Annotated in this window: 13 protein-coding genes; 8 read left to right on the top strand and 5 right to left on the bottom strand. The window is 63.7% G+C overall.

All coding sequences use genetic code 11. The features are described 5' to 3' along the window. Window positions 1-23: 23 nt before the first annotated feature. The 4 genes from boxA to U5768_RS10820 form a co-directional block, all read right to left on the bottom strand. The gene (gene boxA, locus U5768_RS10835; RefSeq protein ID WP_322030379.1) at window positions 24-1,283 is read right to left on the bottom strand and encodes a benzoyl-CoA 2,3-epoxidase subunit BoxA; all 1,260 of its coding nucleotides are present in this window, start codon (window positions 1,281-1,283) and stop codon (window positions 24-26) included. A 52-nt stretch (window positions 1,284-1,335) separates the two neighbouring features. Continuing rightward, window positions 1,336-2,763 (bottom strand): benzoyl-CoA 2,3-epoxidase subunit BoxB, encoded by a 1,428-nt coding sequence (boxB, locus tag U5768_RS10830; RefSeq protein ID WP_322030378.1) that lies wholly within the window; start codon window positions 2,761-2,763, stop codon window positions 1,336-1,338. A 42-nt stretch (window positions 2,764-2,805) separates the two neighbouring features. Continuing rightward, window positions 2,806-4,476: a 2,3-epoxybenzoyl-CoA dihydrolase gene (boxC, locus tag U5768_RS10825; protein WP_322030377.1), complete on the bottom strand. Its 1,671-nt coding sequence runs from the start codon at window positions 4,474-4,476 to the stop codon at window positions 2,806-2,808. A 116-nt stretch (window positions 4,477-4,592) separates the two neighbouring features. After that, window positions 4,593-5,549, bottom strand: a complete 957-nt coding sequence (locus U5768_RS10820; RefSeq protein WP_322030376.1) for a helix-turn-helix transcriptional regulator — start codon at window positions 5,547-5,549, stop codon at window positions 4,593-4,595. 129 nt (window positions 5,550-5,678) lie between these two features. Here U5768_RS10820 and U5768_RS10815 point away from each other — a divergent pair, with 129 nt between their 5' ends. The 4 genes from U5768_RS10815 (at window position 5,679) to U5768_RS10800 (ending at window position 10,753) form a co-directional block, all read left to right on the top strand. Further along, complete coding sequence (locus U5768_RS10815; RefSeq protein ID WP_322030375.1) at window positions 5,679-7,286, top strand: benzoate-CoA ligase family protein; 1,608 nt, start codon at window positions 5,679-5,681, stop codon at window positions 7,284-7,286. An 8-nt stretch (window positions 7,287-7,294) separates the two neighbouring features. Continuing rightward, window positions 7,295-8,116, top strand: a complete 822-nt coding sequence (locus U5768_RS10810) for an alpha/beta hydrolase (RefSeq protein ID WP_322030374.1) — start codon at window positions 7,295-7,297, stop codon at window positions 8,114-8,116. Between the two features lie 253 nt (window positions 8,117-8,369). Continuing rightward, entirely contained in the window at window positions 8,370-9,731 is a 1,362-nt protein-coding gene (locus U5768_RS10805) for a HAMP domain-containing sensor histidine kinase (protein ID WP_322030373.1), read from the top strand. After that, window positions 9,728-10,753 (top strand): response regulator, encoded by a 1,026-nt coding sequence (locus U5768_RS10800; protein WP_322030372.1) that lies wholly within the window; start codon window positions 9,728-9,730, stop codon window positions 10,751-10,753. Before U5768_RS10805 ends, U5768_RS10800 begins: the two co-directional genes overlap by 4 nt. Before the next feature lie 78 nt (window positions 10,754-10,831). Here U5768_RS10800 and cqsA read toward each other — a convergent pair whose 3' ends face one another. Continuing rightward, a complete protein-coding gene (gene cqsA, locus U5768_RS10795) occupies window positions 10,832-12,133 on the bottom strand; it encodes an alpha-hydroxyketone-type quorum-sensing autoinducer synthase (protein ID WP_322030371.1) in 1,302 nt (433 codons plus the stop codon). Window positions 12,134-12,898: 765 nt separating this feature from the next. Between cqsA and U5768_RS10790 the strand changes: the two genes are divergently transcribed. From U5768_RS10790 to U5768_RS10775, 4 genes are all read left to right on the top strand, one after another. After that, window positions 12,899-13,189 (top strand): DUF2795 domain-containing protein, encoded by a 291-nt coding sequence (locus U5768_RS10790; RefSeq protein ID WP_322030370.1) that lies wholly within the window; start codon window positions 12,899-12,901, stop codon window positions 13,187-13,189. Window positions 13,190-13,341: 152 nt separating this feature from the next. Further along, complete coding sequence (locus U5768_RS10785) at window positions 13,342-13,692, top strand: response regulator (protein ID WP_322030369.1); 351 nt, start codon at window positions 13,342-13,344, stop codon at window positions 13,690-13,692. 257 nt (window positions 13,693-13,949) lie between these two features. Further along, complete coding sequence (locus U5768_RS10780) at window positions 13,950-14,156, top strand: hypothetical protein (protein ID WP_322030368.1); 207 nt, start codon at window positions 13,950-13,952, stop codon at window positions 14,154-14,156. An 81-nt stretch (window positions 14,157-14,237) separates the two neighbouring features. Continuing rightward, window positions 14,238-14,747, top strand: a complete 510-nt coding sequence (locus tag U5768_RS10775) for a PRC-barrel domain-containing protein (protein ID WP_322030367.1) — start codon at window positions 14,238-14,240, stop codon at window positions 14,745-14,747. Window positions 14,748-14,832 lie beyond the last annotated feature (85 nt).

Genomic DNA, 14,832 nt, shown 5'->3' with positions numbered 1-14,832 from the left:
ATGGCATCGGTTTCAACAGGCGTTCAATACGTCTCGAGATGCAGCCGCCCTTCCCGCTTGAGGCGATCCCACAGCGCCTCCCAGCCCACGCCGTGCTTCTCGGCGATCTCCTGAAGCGCCTGCAGCACGCCGTCTTCCATGCCCTTCAGGCCGCAAACGTACACGTGCGTGTTGCCGTCCTTAAGCAGTTGAGCGACGTCCACGGCGCGCTCGCGCATGGCGTCCTGAACATAGCGCCTCGGCTCGCCCGGCGTGCGCGAAAAGGCCAGGTTCGTGTCGATGAAATCCTTCGGCAGATTCATCAGGGGTCCGAAGTAGGGTAATTCCTGCTGCGTGCGTGCGCCGAAAAAAAGCATGAGCTTGCCGGTCGCGCCTTTGAGCCTGCGGCGGCGGCGATATTCGGTCATCGCGCGCATGGGCGCGGAACCCGTGCCCGTGCAGATCATCAGCAAATGCGAATTCGGATGATTCGGCATCAGGAACGTATTGCCGAATGGCCCGATCACGGTCACGACTTCGCCCTTCTTCAGATCGCACAGATAGTTCGAGCAAACGCCGTCGGTGGCGTTGCCGCTGTGATCGCGCGTCACGCGCTTCACCGTGAGCGAAACGTTGTTGTAGCCGGGGCGCTCGCCGTCGCGCGGGCTCGCAATCGAATACTGGCGCGCATGATGGGCGCGTCCTTCCATGGTCGCGCCCGGCGGCAAGATGCCGATCGACTGGCCCTCCAGCACCGGGAACGGCATGGCGCCGAAGTCGAGCACGATATGATGGATGTCGCTTTCGGTGGCGTCGTCAGTGAGGCGATAGTTGCCGACCACCGTCGCCGTGGTGGGCGCCTTGTGCGTGTATAGCTGGACATAGGGGCGCGCCGCCGACCATGGCGGCACGATCGAGCCGCGCACCATGTCGGAGCCGCCGACGGGCGCATCGGCCGCACTCGGCGCCGCTTGCGCGTCGTTGATCCCATCGCCCGATTCCTGTGCGACAACCGGCGCGCCCACCGTTGGATTCTGCGCGGGCAGTTCGTCCCACGTGAATTGCTCGTCAATGCTGTACGCCTCGGCCTTGAGCACGTTGCGCCAGTTGTCGATCGCGCCAGTCGGGCATGGCGGCACGCAGGCCATGCACGCGTTGCAGACATCGCCCTTCACGACATAGTTGGTGCCGTCGTGCGTGATCGCGTCGATGGGACACGTTTCCTCGCACGTATTGCAGCGTATGCAGATTTCCGGATCGATCAGGTGTTGCCTGAGAATTTCCACGGGTAGCGGACCGTTCATGATTGTCTCCCACCGCGGCGCGCGAATTCGCTCCTACGCGCCGCCGCTCCGCTCAGTTAAAGCGCACGTATTCAAAGTCAATTGGCTGCCGGTTGATGCCCATGGCCGGCGGCGCGATCCAGTTGGCGAACTTGCCCGGCTCGATCACGCGGCCCATCAGCGAGGCCACGTAGGCGCGGTCTTCCGCCGTGGGCAGCCATTTCGCTTCGTTCGCGGCCCATTCGGCCTCGCCGATCACGCGGCCGTCCGGCGACACGCGCACGCCCGCAAAGGTGCCGATCTGACGATTGAACGCCTTGTGCGGCACCGTGAGACGGCCATCGATGCCGGCCTTTTCCAGCACCTTGTTCCAGCGATTCACGCCCGCAATCGAGTCCTTGATGTAGTCGTCGCGCAGCACTTCGTTCATCGCATTGAGCATCGGCACTTCGCGCTCGACGAGCTTGCCTTCCTGCACGTCGAGCAGACGATATTGCCGGCCTTCGAGCTGGTGGTCGTCGTCGCGCTTCGTTTCTTCATAGCGGCCCTTCAAGCCTGAACTATAGAAAGTCGCGGCATTCGACGAATGATCGGCGCCGAACAGGTCGATCGTCACCGAGTAATGAAAATTCAGGTAGCGCTGGATCGTTTCGAGGTCGATCACTCCCGCGGCGCGCAGGCGGTTCACGTCGTCGGTCCTGAGTTCGTTCATGATCTGCGCGGTACGTTGCACGACCCGCGAGATACCCGATTCGCCGACGAACATGTGATGCGCTTCCTCGGTCAGCATGAACTTCGTCGTGCGCGCGAGCGGGTCGAAGCCGGATTCGGAAAGCGCCGAAAGCTGGAACTTGCCGTCGCGGTCGGTGAAATACGTGAACATGAAGAACGCCAGCCAGTCGGGCGTCTTCTCATTGAACGCGCCGAGAATGCGCGGGTTGTCGTCGTCGCCCGAGCGGCGCTCCAGCAATGCTTCGGCTTCCTCACGACCGTCGCGGCCGAAATAGCGATGCAGCAGATACACCATCGCCCAAAGGTGCCGCCCTTCCTCCACGTTCACCTGGAACAGGTTGCGCAGGTCGTACATGGAGGGCGCGGTGAGGCCGAGATGGCGCTGCTGCTCGACGGAAGCGGGCTCCGTGTCGCCCTGCGTGACGATGATGCGGCGCAGGTTCGCGCGATGCTCGCCCGGCACGTCCTGCCATGCGGCCTCACCCTTGTGCGCGCCGAAATGGATCTTGCGATCCGCATCGCCGGGCGTGAGGAAGATGCCCCAGCGATAGTCGGGCATCTTCACGTGATCGAAGTGCGCCCAGCCGCCCGCGTCGACGCTCACCGCCGTGCGCAGATAAACGTCGTAGCCGTGCGAACCGTCCGGACCCATATCGCCCCACCACGAGAGGAAGTTGGGCTGCCACTGTTCGAGAGCGCGCTGCAACGCGCGGTCGTCGGCGAGATTGACGTTGTTCGGAATCTTTTCGCTGTAATTGATCGTGGACATTTGGGTTCCTTGCGGCATGTTCGGCTTCGGCGGATACGGATATCAAACGCGGGCAACGTCGAATTGCGCCTTGCTGCCCTTGCCGTACACCTTGAGCGCGCCCTTCTCGCCCACGGCGTTGGGACGGTTGAAGATCCAGTTCTGCCACGCGGAAAGTCGCCCGAAAATACGCGTTTCCATCGTCTCCGGGCCGTTGAAGCGCAGGTTCGCTTCGAGGCCCGTGAGCGCGTCGGGCGACATGACCGCGCGCTCCTCCAGCGCCAGGCGGATTTCGTCGGCCCAGTCGATGTCGTCGGGCGAGGCCGTCACGAGACCCAGACGCTCGGCCTCGACCGGCTTGACGGCTGCGCCTGTTTTCGCGCGCACGGCGTCGAGTGGTTCGGTTTCCTCATAAAATCGCCGCGCGAGACGCGACTGGTGCGTCACCATTGGATAGAGGCCGAAATTCGCTTCCGAAAGCGTGATGGCCGGTTCTTCGTCTTCGTTCGCGGGCAGCGCGGCCATGTAGGAACGGTCCGCAGCAAAGGCGAGTTCGGCGAAAGTGCCGGCAAAACACGAACCCGGCTCGATCAGCGCGAACAGCGAACGCGAAGAAACGTCGATGCGCGCCAGCGTGCGGCGCAGCATGCCGATGGTCTCGCGCACGAACCAGTGGTCGCGGTGCGCGAGCAGTGCGGCGTCGGCGGCGAGCACGGTGCGCGCGTCGCCTTGGGTCTTGAGGATCCACGTGCCGATATCGAGTTCGTTCGTGCGCAGGCAGAGAATGGCGTCGTCCAGCTCGCGCGCGAACTGCAGCGGCCACCACGAGGCGCCGGCTTGCATAATTGCTTCGATGTCCGAAGCAGGCGCGGTGGCGGGCGCTTTCGCCGTGAGTGTCGCGGTGCGCTTCGCGCGATCGATCGCGATATCGACGGTTGCATAGCTCAGGCCATGCTCGTGCTCCACGCGCTCGATGCGCGTGAGCGCAACGCCCTTCGCACTCGCCGGGCGATCGCTCGCGGCCGCCAGTTCGAGCGCGCGCGCCTGCACGGCCTGGCCGAACCGGTTCGGCTTCACGACGTCATCCACGAGACGCCACGCTTTCGCGCGCTCGCCGCGAATGCCTTCCACCACGGTGCAGAAAATGTCGGCGCGGTCGTGGCGCACCTTGCGTTTGTCGGTGAGGCGCGTGAGCCCACCCGTGCCCGGCAGCACACCGAGCAGCGGCACTTCCGGCAGCGCGACCGATGAGGACCGGTCGTCCACGAGCATGATCTCGTCGCAGGCGAGCGCCAGTTCGTAGCCGCCGCCGGCACAGGCGCCATTCACGGCGGCAATGAATTTCAGGCCCGAATGGCGCGACGAATCTTCCATGCCGTTGCGCGTTTCGTTGGTGAACTTGCAGAAGTTGACCTTCCACGCGTGCGTGGAAAGGCCGAGCATGAAGATGTTGGCGCCCGAGCAGAACACGCGGTCCTTCAGGCTCGTCAGCACGACCGTGCGCACTTCCGGATGCTCGAAGCGGACGCGCTGGAGCGCGTCGTGCAGTTCGATATCGACGCCAAGGTCGTACGAATTCAGCTTCAGCTTGTAGCCGTCGCGAATGCCGCCGTCCTCGGCGATATCCATGCCGAGCGTCGCGACCGCGCCGTCGAACGTCAGCTTCCAGTGCCGGTATTGCGAGGGTTCGGTACGGTAATCGACCCGCTGCGGGGCGACGGCGGTTTCGGCCATGAGCGTCTCCTTTGCACTTCGTTTCACTGAACGATAGTGCAATGGAATACCCATGTAAAGCGTGTTAATGCATTTTAATGCATGCAACGGGTAAAACCCTGGGTAACCCGCTCCGGTTACTCCACGCCAGGCGCCTCGGCCGCCAGCCGCGCGGCGAGGCGATCGCGCAGTTGCAGATAAGCGTCGGCGAGCGTTTTTTCGCTGGTGTCGAACGTCATGTCGGCACGGCCATACAGTTCGCTGCGCCCGGCCAGAATGCGTTTGAGGTCGTCCATCGCCTCGCTGTTGCCGGCATTGCCCGACATGGGGCGCAGGTCGCCCTGCGCCACGACGCGGCGCATGTGTTCCTCGGGCGCCGCCTGCAGCCAGACCGTGAAGCAGTGTGCGAGCAGCACGTTGAAGGTGGCGGCCTCGGAAACGAGACCGCCCGGCGAGGCGATCACGGCGCGCGGGTGCTCCGCCACCACGGCCTCCAGCGCCCGGTGCTCGTAGCGGCGGTAAGCGCTCGCGCCATACAGCGAGTGAATCTCCGAGGGCGGACAACCCGCCAGTTGTTCGATCACGCGCGTCAGTTCGACGAACGGCACCTTCATTTCCTGCGCGAGCATGCGCCCGAGCGTCGACTTGCCCGCGCCGCGCAGGCCGATGAGCGCGATGCGCTCGTTGCGATGCGGATCGGCGTGAGCTTGCGAAAACATCTCCGAAAGCGCCACGCGCGCGCGCTGCAACGAAGCCGGGTCGCGCCCCTGGAGCAACTCGCGGATCAGGAGCCATTCCGCCGACGAGGTCGTGACGTCGCCGATCACCTCCGCGAGCGGGCAGTTCAGCGTGTTCGCGATCTGCCGCAATACCAGCACGGATGCATTCCCCACCCCGGATTCGAGATTCGCCAGATGCCGCTCCGAAAGCCCGGTTTCCGCCGCCAGCGTCTTGCGCGTCATGCCGCGCCGCGCGCGCAGCATGCGCACGCGCTCGCCCATGGCGGTCAGGAACGGATCGCGTTCGGCGCGCTCGCCGCGCGCGGGGTCGTCGGCGGCCTCCGCGGGAAGCTCGGCAATGTAAGTTTGCTTCATCTCTGGCAATCTCGGAAACTGCGTTTATGTACTATAGTGCTTGACATGCATTTTGCTAACCGCTAATTTTCCGCGAAAAGGTCGGTCGACGACAAATCCTGTCGAGGCAGACAGAGCGGAGACAACATCGTGCAAAACCCGGCAGTCTCGCCAGTACACGCCGCGGCGGTGCCGCCGCCCGCGCAATTCAATTTCGCCGCGCACCTGTTCTCGCTCAATGCCGCGCGCGCCGCCAAGACCGCTTATATCGACGACACCCTTGCGCTGAATTACGGCGAACTCGAAGCGCAGGCGCGCCGCTTCGCGTCCGCCATGCGCGCGCTCGGCGTTCACGCCGAAGAACGCGTGCTGCTCGTGATGCTCGACACCGTCGAGTTGCCCATTGCGTTTCTCGGCGCGCTCTTTGCCGGCATCGTTCCCGTGGTCGTCAATACGCTGCTTACGCCCGCTGACTACATCTATATGCTCACGCACAGCCGCGCGCGCGTGGCGATCGCGTCGGGCGCCGTGCTGCCCGCCGTGAGCGCGGCACTGGCCGAGGCACAATGTGAGGACTGCCATCTAATCGTTTCCCGGCCTGCTTCCGGATCACCTTCGCATGAACCGCAACACGTTCTCGCCGATCTGATCGCGCGCGCCGAGCCCGCCCCGCGCGCCGCGCGAACGGGCTGCGACGACATCGCGTTCTGGCTCTATTCCTCGGGATCGACGGGCAAACCCAAAGGCACAGTGCATACGCACGCCAATCTCTACTGGACCGTCGAAACCTACGCGAAGCCCATTCTCGGCATACTCGAGAGCGACATCGTGTTTTCGGCGGCCAAGCTGTTCTTCGCTTATGGCCTCGGCAACGGCCTTTCGTTTCCGCTCTCGGTAGGCGCGACCACGATCCTGATGGCCGAGCGCCCCACCGCGAACGCCGTATTCGCGCGCCTCGTGCAGCATCGGCCCACGGTGTTCTACGGCGTGCCCACGCTCTACGCGAGCATGATGGCTTCGCCCGATCTGCCCGCACGCGCCGACGTCGCGTTGCGCGTGTGCACGTCCGCCGGCGAAGCGCTGCCGCGCGAACTTGGCGAGCGCTTCAGGGCGCACTTCGGCAGCGACATTCTCGACGGACTGGGTTCCACGGAAATGCTGCACATCTTCCTCTCGAACCGGCCGGGCGCGGTCGAGTACGGCACCACGGGGCACCCCGTGCCCGGCTACGAAATCGAACTGCGCGACGAGACCGGCGCGCCCGTGGCCGACGGCGAAATCGGCGACCTCTTCATTCGCGGCCCGAGCGCGGCCGTGATGTACTGGTGCAATCGCGAGAAGTCGCGCGCAACCTTCCTCGGCGACTGGGTGAGAAGCGGCGACAAGTACCGGCGCCTTCCGGGCGGCGCTTACGTCTATGCGGGCCGCAGCGACGACATGCTCAAGGTGAGCGGCCAGTACGTTTCGCCCATCGAAGTGGAAATGGTGCTCATGCAGCACGACGCGGTGCTCGAAGCGGCCGTGATCGGCGTGGATCAGGGCGGGCTCGTGAAGACCTGCGCGTTCGTCGTCCTCAAGCAGGCGGCGGCCGAAACTTCGCACGACGTATTGGCCCGGCAATTAAAGGCGTTCGTCAAAACGCGCCTCGCGCCGCACAAGTATCCGCGTGACATTCTTTTCGTGGACGATCTGCCGAAAACGGCGACCGGTAAAATCCAGCGTTTCCGGCTGCGTCAGCAGTTTCAGTCACGAGAATGATCGCCACCATGAACGAAAGCGAATTTGCCGATTTGCCCGCCACCGCCACGCACGATGCGCTGCGCATCGAATACCGCTGGATCGGCAACGCCGCCAGCGACGCGCCGCTCGCCGTGTTCCTGCACGAGGGGCTCGGCTCGATCGCGATGTGGAAGGACTGGCCCGCCGCGCTTTGCGAGCGCCTCGGCATGCGCGGGCTCGTTTATTCGCGTCCCGGTTATGGGCGCTCCACGCCGCGCGCGCCCGGCGTGAAATGGCCCGTCGATTTCATGGTCGGGCAGGCGTGCGACGTGCTGCCCGGGCTGCTCGATGCACTCGATGTAAGCCCCGCCGAACGCGCGCGCATGTGGTTGATCGGCCATAGCGACGGCGGGTCCATCGCCCTGCTCTATGCCGCCGCTTTTCCCGCGGCACTCGCGGGCGCGGTGGCGATTGCGCCGCACGTGTTCGTCGAAGATATTTCTGTCGAAAGCATCGGCGAGGCGAAGGTTGCGTACGAAACGACCCGACTGCGCGAAAAACTCGCGCGCTATCACGACGACGTCGATTCCGCGTTCTACGGCTGGAACGACATCTGGCTCGATCCCGCCTTCCGGGCCTGGAACATCGTCGGCGATCTGGCGTCCATTCGCGCGCCGCTGCTTGCCGTTCAGGCCGTAGACGACCACTACGGCACCATGGCGCAGGTCGAGGCGATTGGCGCAGCCGTGCCCCATGCGCGCGTCCACGCGCTCGCGCGGGGCGGCCATTCTCCCCATCGCGACGCGCCGCAGCCGCTCGACGACGCCATCGAGCAGTTCATTTCCGCGCAACGCAAGCCCGAGGGCTAAAGGCTGCGCATAGCGCCTCTCGAATACGCTCAAAGAGGGGCGAATCGATGCACTGCGCATAGCACTCCTGCGCGAACGCAGCGCGCGCCCAAACACGCCTCATCGCCGCAATCCTTTGGTGATATTGTCTTTCTTTGCCGGGTGGCGGCGGGGTCCGACCAGCCGAGCCCCACGGCAGGAAAGCCGCACTCCGGGGAACCAGAAAAGCGAGACGCAAGAAGACCGGCGCGAACCGCGCGCGCCGGCCAGAACGATGAGCGATTCCATCCTGATGAACGTTTCAAGAACCTCGGTGCGACTGAGGCGAGCCTGGGCGTCGATGCGTCCGCGCTTCGTGCACGCCTTCGCGCCCGCGCTGCGCAACCTGCAATACGTGAAGCGGCGCATGCGCCCGCTCGCCGTCGTGGCGGGCGTGGGCTTTCCGCTTTACTACTACGTCTGGAAAGACCTCTTTCCGCAGCCGTACGAAAATCTCACGCTGCGCCTGATCGGCTCGCTGCTGTTCCTGCCGATTCTGGCGTTCGAGCGCTGGCCCGCCGCGCTGAAAAAACTGCTGCCGTGGTACTGGTACTTCTGCACACTCTACGCATTGCCGTTCTTTTTCACGTTCATGCTGCTCAAGAACAACGGCAACGAAGTGTGGGTGGAGAGCGCGCTGATCGCGGCGTTCGTGATGGTGTTGCTACTCGACTGGCTCATGCTCGTGCTGCAGTTTCTCGTGGGCATCAGCCTCGCGGTGATCGCGTACTGCCTCACCACGTACCCCATCGTGCTCGGGCCGAATTACCTCACCCATCTGGCGATTTTTTCGTTTGCCGTGGCCATTGGCGCGCTGGCCAACTACGACCAGGACCGCATTCAGATCGAACAGGAGCGCGCGATGCTCGCCACGGCGGGCAGCGTGGCGCATGAATTGCGTACGCCGCTCGTGGCGATACGCGTGGGCGCGGCCGGCCTGATGCGTTATTTGCCCGCGCTGCTCGACACCTATCAACTCGCGCAGCGCAGCCGCTTGACCGTGCCCAAAATACGCGTGGCGCATCTGCATTCGCTGCAAGGCGTGGTGGGCCGCATCGAACAGGAAGCGCTGCATTCGAACGCGATCATCGACATGCTGCTCGCCACGGCGCGCTTCACGGGCGGCAACATGCAAAACGCAACGACGTGTTCGATCGTCCATTGCGTGGAAACCGCGCTCGCGCGTTTTCCGTTTCGCGAAGGCGACCGGCGTCGGGTAATCTGCAATCTGCGCCCCGATTTCGAATTCCACGGATCTGAAATGCTGACCGTCCACGTGCTCTTCAATCTGCTGAAAAATGCCTTCCGGCATATGGGCAGCATCGAAGACGCGCAGATTTCGATTCGTCTTGAATCGGGGCAACGGGCCAATCGTTTGATTTTCAGCGACACAGGCACCGGTATTTCCCCGGAGGTATTGCCGCACATCTTCACGCGCTTTTATACTTCGACAACCGCCACCGATGACGTGACGCTCGGAGCAGGAATCGGGCTGGCATTCTGCCGCGATGTCATGCAAGCGATGGGTGGAGCAATTACCTGCTCTTCCGTAAAAGGCGAATACACCGAGTTCGTTTTGACATTCCCTGCGCCATGACGAAAGCCATTCAGCCGTTCTCCTATCCGACCACCGTCGCATTCGTCGACGACAGCGCCGCGTTCCTTTCGAACCTGAGCCTGCAACTCGACCCCGACCTGGCCTTCCGCCTGTTCAGTTCGCCCGGCGAGGCGCTGAAGTTTCTCAATGGCCGCTCCGGTTCGGACCGCGCCTCGGAACCGATCTTCAGCCCCTATCTGGACCGCACCGAAGAAAACGATGCGCACCAGGTCATCGCCATGCGCGTCGATGCGATACGCAGTCTCGTACATAACGCGGCGCGCTTCGAATCGGTTTCGGTCGTGGTGGTCGATTACGACATGCCCGAACTCAACGGCATGGAGTTTTGCCGCCGCATTACCGATCCGTCGATCAGGAAAATCGTGCTGACGGGCAAAGCGGACGAGCACGTGGCCGTAAAAAGCTTCAACGAAGGGCTGATCGACCGCTTCATCCGCAAGCATGAAGTCGACGCGGTGGAAACGCTGAATCAGGCGATCGGCGACATGCAGCGCGCATATTTCGACCGCTGCTGCGGTACGGTGCTCGACGCGCTCTCCGTTTCCGAATACGCATTTCTCAAGGATCACGCGCTCGCGGCGCACGTGAAAGGCATTGCCGATTCATTGGGCATTGTCGAGCATTATCTTTCGTACCAACCGCACGGACTCCTGATGTTCGACGGTGTCGGCACCGCTTATCTGCTCGTCATTCACACCGACGAATCGCTGCGCGGCGTGCGCGAAATCGCCGTCGAACAAGGTGCGCCCGCAAGCTTCCTCGCCGAGCTGGACAGCCGCCGCAGCTTGCCCTATTTCTGGCGAACGGAAGGCTACTACCCGGCGCAGTGCGCGGAATGGCAGCCCTATATGCACCCCGCATCCGAATTTCATGGCGACCGCCGCTATCTCTACGCAGTAGTGAAGAAGCCGGCGGGGCTCGCGCTCGACAACGTGCTGCCCTACGACCAGCATCTCGACCAGCTTGACCGCGAGATCCAGGCGGCGTGGGATTCACCCTGATTTACGGTGGATTTGCGTGAGGTTTTCCGCAAGCCGTAAATCGGGTGCCCCCTCACCGCCGCTCCATCCCACGCCCCTTCAAGCCGCCACCGCCACCATCGGCATATTCACCACCGCCTGCGGCACACGCGCGCGCGCGCGGCCCGCATGGCGCTCGTTGCGACGCGTAGACGGCCAGTTCCACATCTGCACCTCGTCGCGAATCTCGGCGCACACATCCACGAGCCGTTCCAGTTCTTCCTCGCACAGCGCCGCATTGAGCGAAAGCCGTACGAGCGAGCGGTTCTGCGCCGTGGCGGGCGCACAGAACACCGAACCGAAAATGCCGCGCGCTTCGAGCGCGTCGCGCAAAACGATGGTCTGCGGCTCCGGCCCGGCTTCGAGCGCGATGATCTGCGTTTCGCTGCCGTTCAGGTTGTAGCCGAGTTCGGCGAGCCGGCCGCGCACGTAACGCGCGTTGGCCGCGACGCGCGTGCGTCGCCAGTCTTCGCGCTCGATCACATCGAGCGTGGCCGCGAGACCCGCCGTTTCGTGCGGCAGCAGCGTCGAACTGAAAATGGCGGGGAGCGCCTCGCACTTGAAATACTCCTGGAAGCGCCGCGAACAACTGATGATGCCCGCGCGCCCCGCAAACGCCTTCGCCAGACTCGCGGTACGGAAATGCACGCGGTCGACGAGCCCGAGTTCGGCCACCATGCCCGCGCCATGCGGCCCGTGCGTGCCGAGCGAATGCGACTCGTCGACGACCAGCACGCAGTCGTGTTCGGCGCACACTTCGGCGATCGCCGCGAGCGGCGCCACGCTGCCATTGGTGCTGTAGACGGAATCGACGATCACGATACCTGCCCCGTAGCGTTGAATGCGCTGCTCGAGGTGATCGACATCGTTGTGGAAGAAGCTGATCGCGCGCGCGCCGGCGCTGCGTATGCCTTCCCACAGCGACATATGCGCCATCATGTCGACGTACACCGGCGTCTGCGCATTGGCGATCGACTGGATCAACCCCGTGTTGGCGGCAAAACCCGACTGGCACAGCACGCTCGCTTCGGCACCCATGTACGACGCGAAGCGGTCTTCGAGCGCGAGTTGCGGGCAGTCGTCGCCGTGCAGGAAAACACCCGACATCAAAAGCCCGTTGCCCTCCGAGCGGATGCTCATGCACATCGCATCGAGAATCTCGGGGTGGCGCGCAATCGAAAGGTAATCGTTGCTCGAAAGGTGCAAGGCATCGGCATCGGCCACACGGCCCTTCATGATGTGCCCCCCGGCCCAGCTTTCCTGCACGCGCTCGGTGTAGTACCGATCGACACGTGCTGCGAGGAATGCGGGCAATGCCGCGTCGTTGTTATGTGCGCTACGCCAGTTGCTGCCAACTTTCATCTCAGGCTCCTTGTGGTTAAAGCCCGCTCCCGGAGACGACGCGTCTGGTCAGGATGGTTGCCGGGAAGCAGGCCGTAATGTGCCCGCAGCGAAACAGCACGCGCGATGAGGCATAACGTGCGCGTTCCGGCAGCGGACTTTTGAATGTGGGTGATGCAATGACTGGCGAGCGCGTGAGTCGCGGCGCGCGGCGGGGAGCGAATGAGCGGCCCAGGCCGGCGGCGCCAGAGCGCGCTTGAAAGCGGAGCGAATTCGACAACCAATGCGGGCGCGGGGCGCCGGGAGCAGGCGCCTTCATATCCGCACGAATCCCGCATCGCGTGATCGCCACTGGTTACAAGGGAAGAAACGCCCGCCCGAAAATTTTTTCTGGCGCGCCACGAGAGACCACAGGCCCCGCACGTCGTGCAGCGAAAGCGCCTTCACGCTGCACGCAACGTCAGTCGCGCCATTGATAATTATCGTTTAAAAACAGCGCTGTTAAGCCCTTCACGGTGCGCAACTATGCGTGGCGCATGGAGTTTCGACACGGAGTGTCGGTTGCGCCGCCAAAGGGCGCGAGCGTTGATTCACGACGCATAGTTCGCGCGAGACACCCTACCTGTTGCGAGCACAACGAAACCGGAATCAGGCGCCTCAGCTTCCGGCATCGCGCCCGAAAATCGTTGGTCCCGATCTCGAATAGAGGGTCGATTCGAATCCTCATAGGAAAACGCCGGGAATGGCACCTGCGGGAGGGACTCGCGATCTTCGAAGGAGAAGCCGATGAAGCCTGCTTCCGCTTGCGAGGCCACCCGAACTGCCACTCTTGCGCAAACCCGCGGGAACGCCGAGGCGCTGAGCGAGCGCGTGCTGCACGCGCTCGAATGCGTCACGTGGCCGGCGCACCCCGCCACGCTGATCGAAAACGCCGAGCGCCGCGCCGCGGCGCCCGATGTGATCGAGGCGCTGCGCGAGCTGCCCGACGAGGCGTTTGGCAGCTTCCCCGAAGTGTCGGCGCTCATCGTCGCGGCGCAACTGCGCGCCGCTCAACCGCGCGAGGCGCCGCAACGATGACGAACGAAACCGAATACACTCCCGTCTTTTCGGTGCGGGAACGGAAATTGCGTGCTCCGGAAGGAGTGCCGGATACCTTCGGCCCGCAACGCAATCGCGAAGAACAAAGGCACGGCCGCCACGATTGGCCGGGCCGCTCACGCAAGAAACGTATGACTACCGTATTACTGGTCGACGACGACACCAACGCGCTCGCCGCGCTCAAGGAACTGGTCGGACAGGAAGGGTATCGGGTGCGAACCGCCTCGGACGGTTCGGATGCGCTGCAAAGCGCGCTCGACGATCCTCCGGATGTCGTGATCTCCGACTGCATGATGCCGCGCATGGACGGCCTCTCCCTCATGCGCGAAATGAAGCGCAGCAGCAGGCTCGCGAGCGTGCCGCTTGTGCTCGTCTCCGCGCTCGTCACCCCGCCCGCCGACGCCGACGTCGTGGGTTTTCTCCGCAAGCCCTTCGCGGTTTCGCAACTCCTCGACATCCTGCACCGGCTCGCTACGCCTTGAGAGGCGTGAAACTGATGCACCGCATGAACGATTTACATCATCGGTGTAGCGGCTGATAGGGCGCACGGGAGCGCGCAAATCGTCTGCTGATATCGACCTTTAATGATTCGGCATCCTGACGAGTACCTGCGCGTGGACGGCCCGGCATGGCCCATGCTGATCAATCGGTGTGGCCGGCCTGTTTCGGGCCGGCTTGGGATCGAACCCTCAAGCCGCATCGCATCGTCATGCGATGGGCACAGTCAAGGGAGGTCGAAATGGGCGAATACGCAGGTCGTTCGCACGACGAACGCGTAGCACAACGCAAGCGCGAGAAAAAGGGCGCCACGCAGCCGCCGGGCGGCGATATGGCGGTGCACGGCACCGAACCCGACGCCACCCACAGCAGCGGCGAACTTTCGGAGCAAGGCAAGGACGTGTGGCGCAAAGGCGCAGGTCTGGACGGCGGCGGCAAGAGCGGCTGATTGCTGCGCGCAGTTAGCACGCGCCGTCGCACGTTCACGTTCTGAAATCTTCCCCGCTTCATCATGGACAAGGAGAACAGCATGGCCTACTCGCAAACTCCCCCCGGTTCAATGCCGCCGAGCGGCGACGGCGCCCGCATTGTCGGCCGCGACCGCTCTGGCGCGCACGGCCCGGGCCCTGACGTGATGGCCGCCAGCACGCTCGAAAGCGACAGCGTGTACAGCTCGGACGGCGACGAGGTCGGCAAGGTCAAGGAGATCATGCTCGACGTGGAAAGCGGCCGCATCGCCTATATGGTGATGTCGAGCGGCGGCTTTCTCGGCATTGGCGACAAGCTGTTGGCCGTGCCGTGGAATGCGCTCACGCTCGACGCCGCCCGCAAATGCTTCGTGATCGCACTCAACTCCGAGCGCGTGAAAAATGCCCCGGGCTTCGACAAGGACTCATGGCCCGCGATGGCCGATCGCACGTGGGCCAGTTCCGTGTATCAGTACTATGGCCGCGAGCCCTATTGGGGCGACGACGCCACGAGCCTGCCGCTCGACGATCCGGGTCGCGAACCGCCGGAAGCCGGCGGTGTGAAGCTCTGACACGCGGGTTCGTTCGCTGGACAGCGGTTCATCGAGCGCCCGCGGCGGCGCCACAACGTGTCATGCTAGTGCCCGCAAGTACAAC

This window comes from Paraburkholderia sp. J76 (assembly GCF_905220295.1).
In the GTDB taxonomy this organism is placed as follows: Bacteria; Pseudomonadota; Gammaproteobacteria; order Burkholderiales; family Burkholderiaceae; genus Paraburkholderia.
The sequence above is the reverse complement of the archived record's forward strand: the minus strand, read 5'-3'. Positions and strand labels throughout refer to the sequence as shown.

Excerpts from the sequence above, each read along its gene's own strand:
- U5768_RS10800 (WP_322030372.1), top strand. The coding sequence starts at position 9,728 with ATGACGAAAGCCATTCAGCCGTTCTCCTATCCGACCACCGTCGCATTC.
- U5768_RS10805 (WP_322030373.1), top strand. The coding sequence starts at position 8,370 with ATGAGCGATTCCATCCTGATGAACGTTTCAAGAACCTCGGTGCGACTG.
- U5768_RS10810 (WP_322030374.1), top strand. The coding sequence starts at position 7,295 with ATGAACGAAAGCGAATTTGCCGATTTGCCCGCCACCGCCACGCACGAT.
- cqsA (WP_322030371.1), bottom strand. The coding sequence starts at position 12,133 with ATGAAAGTTGGCAGCAACTGGCGTAGCGCACATAACAACGACGCGGCA.
- U5768_RS10775 (WP_322030367.1), top strand. The coding sequence starts at position 14,238 with ATGGCCTACTCGCAAACTCCCCCCGGTTCAATGCCGCCGAGCGGCGAC.
- U5768_RS10780 (WP_322030368.1), top strand. The coding sequence starts at position 13,950 with ATGGGCGAATACGCAGGTCGTTCGCACGACGAACGCGTAGCACAACGC.
- U5768_RS10820 (WP_322030376.1), bottom strand. The coding sequence starts at position 5,549 with ATGAAGCAAACTTACATTGCCGAGCTTCCCGCGGAGGCCGCCGACGAC.
- boxB (WP_322030378.1), bottom strand. The coding sequence starts at position 2,763 with ATGTCCACGATCAATTACAGCGAAAAGATTCCGAACAACGTCAATCTC.
- boxC (WP_322030377.1), bottom strand. The coding sequence starts at position 4,476 with ATGGCCGAAACCGCCGTCGCCCCGCAGCGGGTCGATTACCGTACCGAA.
- U5768_RS10790 (WP_322030370.1), top strand. The coding sequence starts at position 12,899 with ATGAAGCCTGCTTCCGCTTGCGAGGCCACCCGAACTGCCACTCTTGCG.
- U5768_RS10785 (WP_322030369.1), top strand. The coding sequence starts at position 13,342 with ATGACTACCGTATTACTGGTCGACGACGACACCAACGCGCTCGCCGCG.
- boxA (WP_322030379.1), bottom strand. The coding sequence starts at position 1,283 with ATGAACGGTCCGCTACCCGTGGAAATTCTCAGGCAACACCTGATCGAT.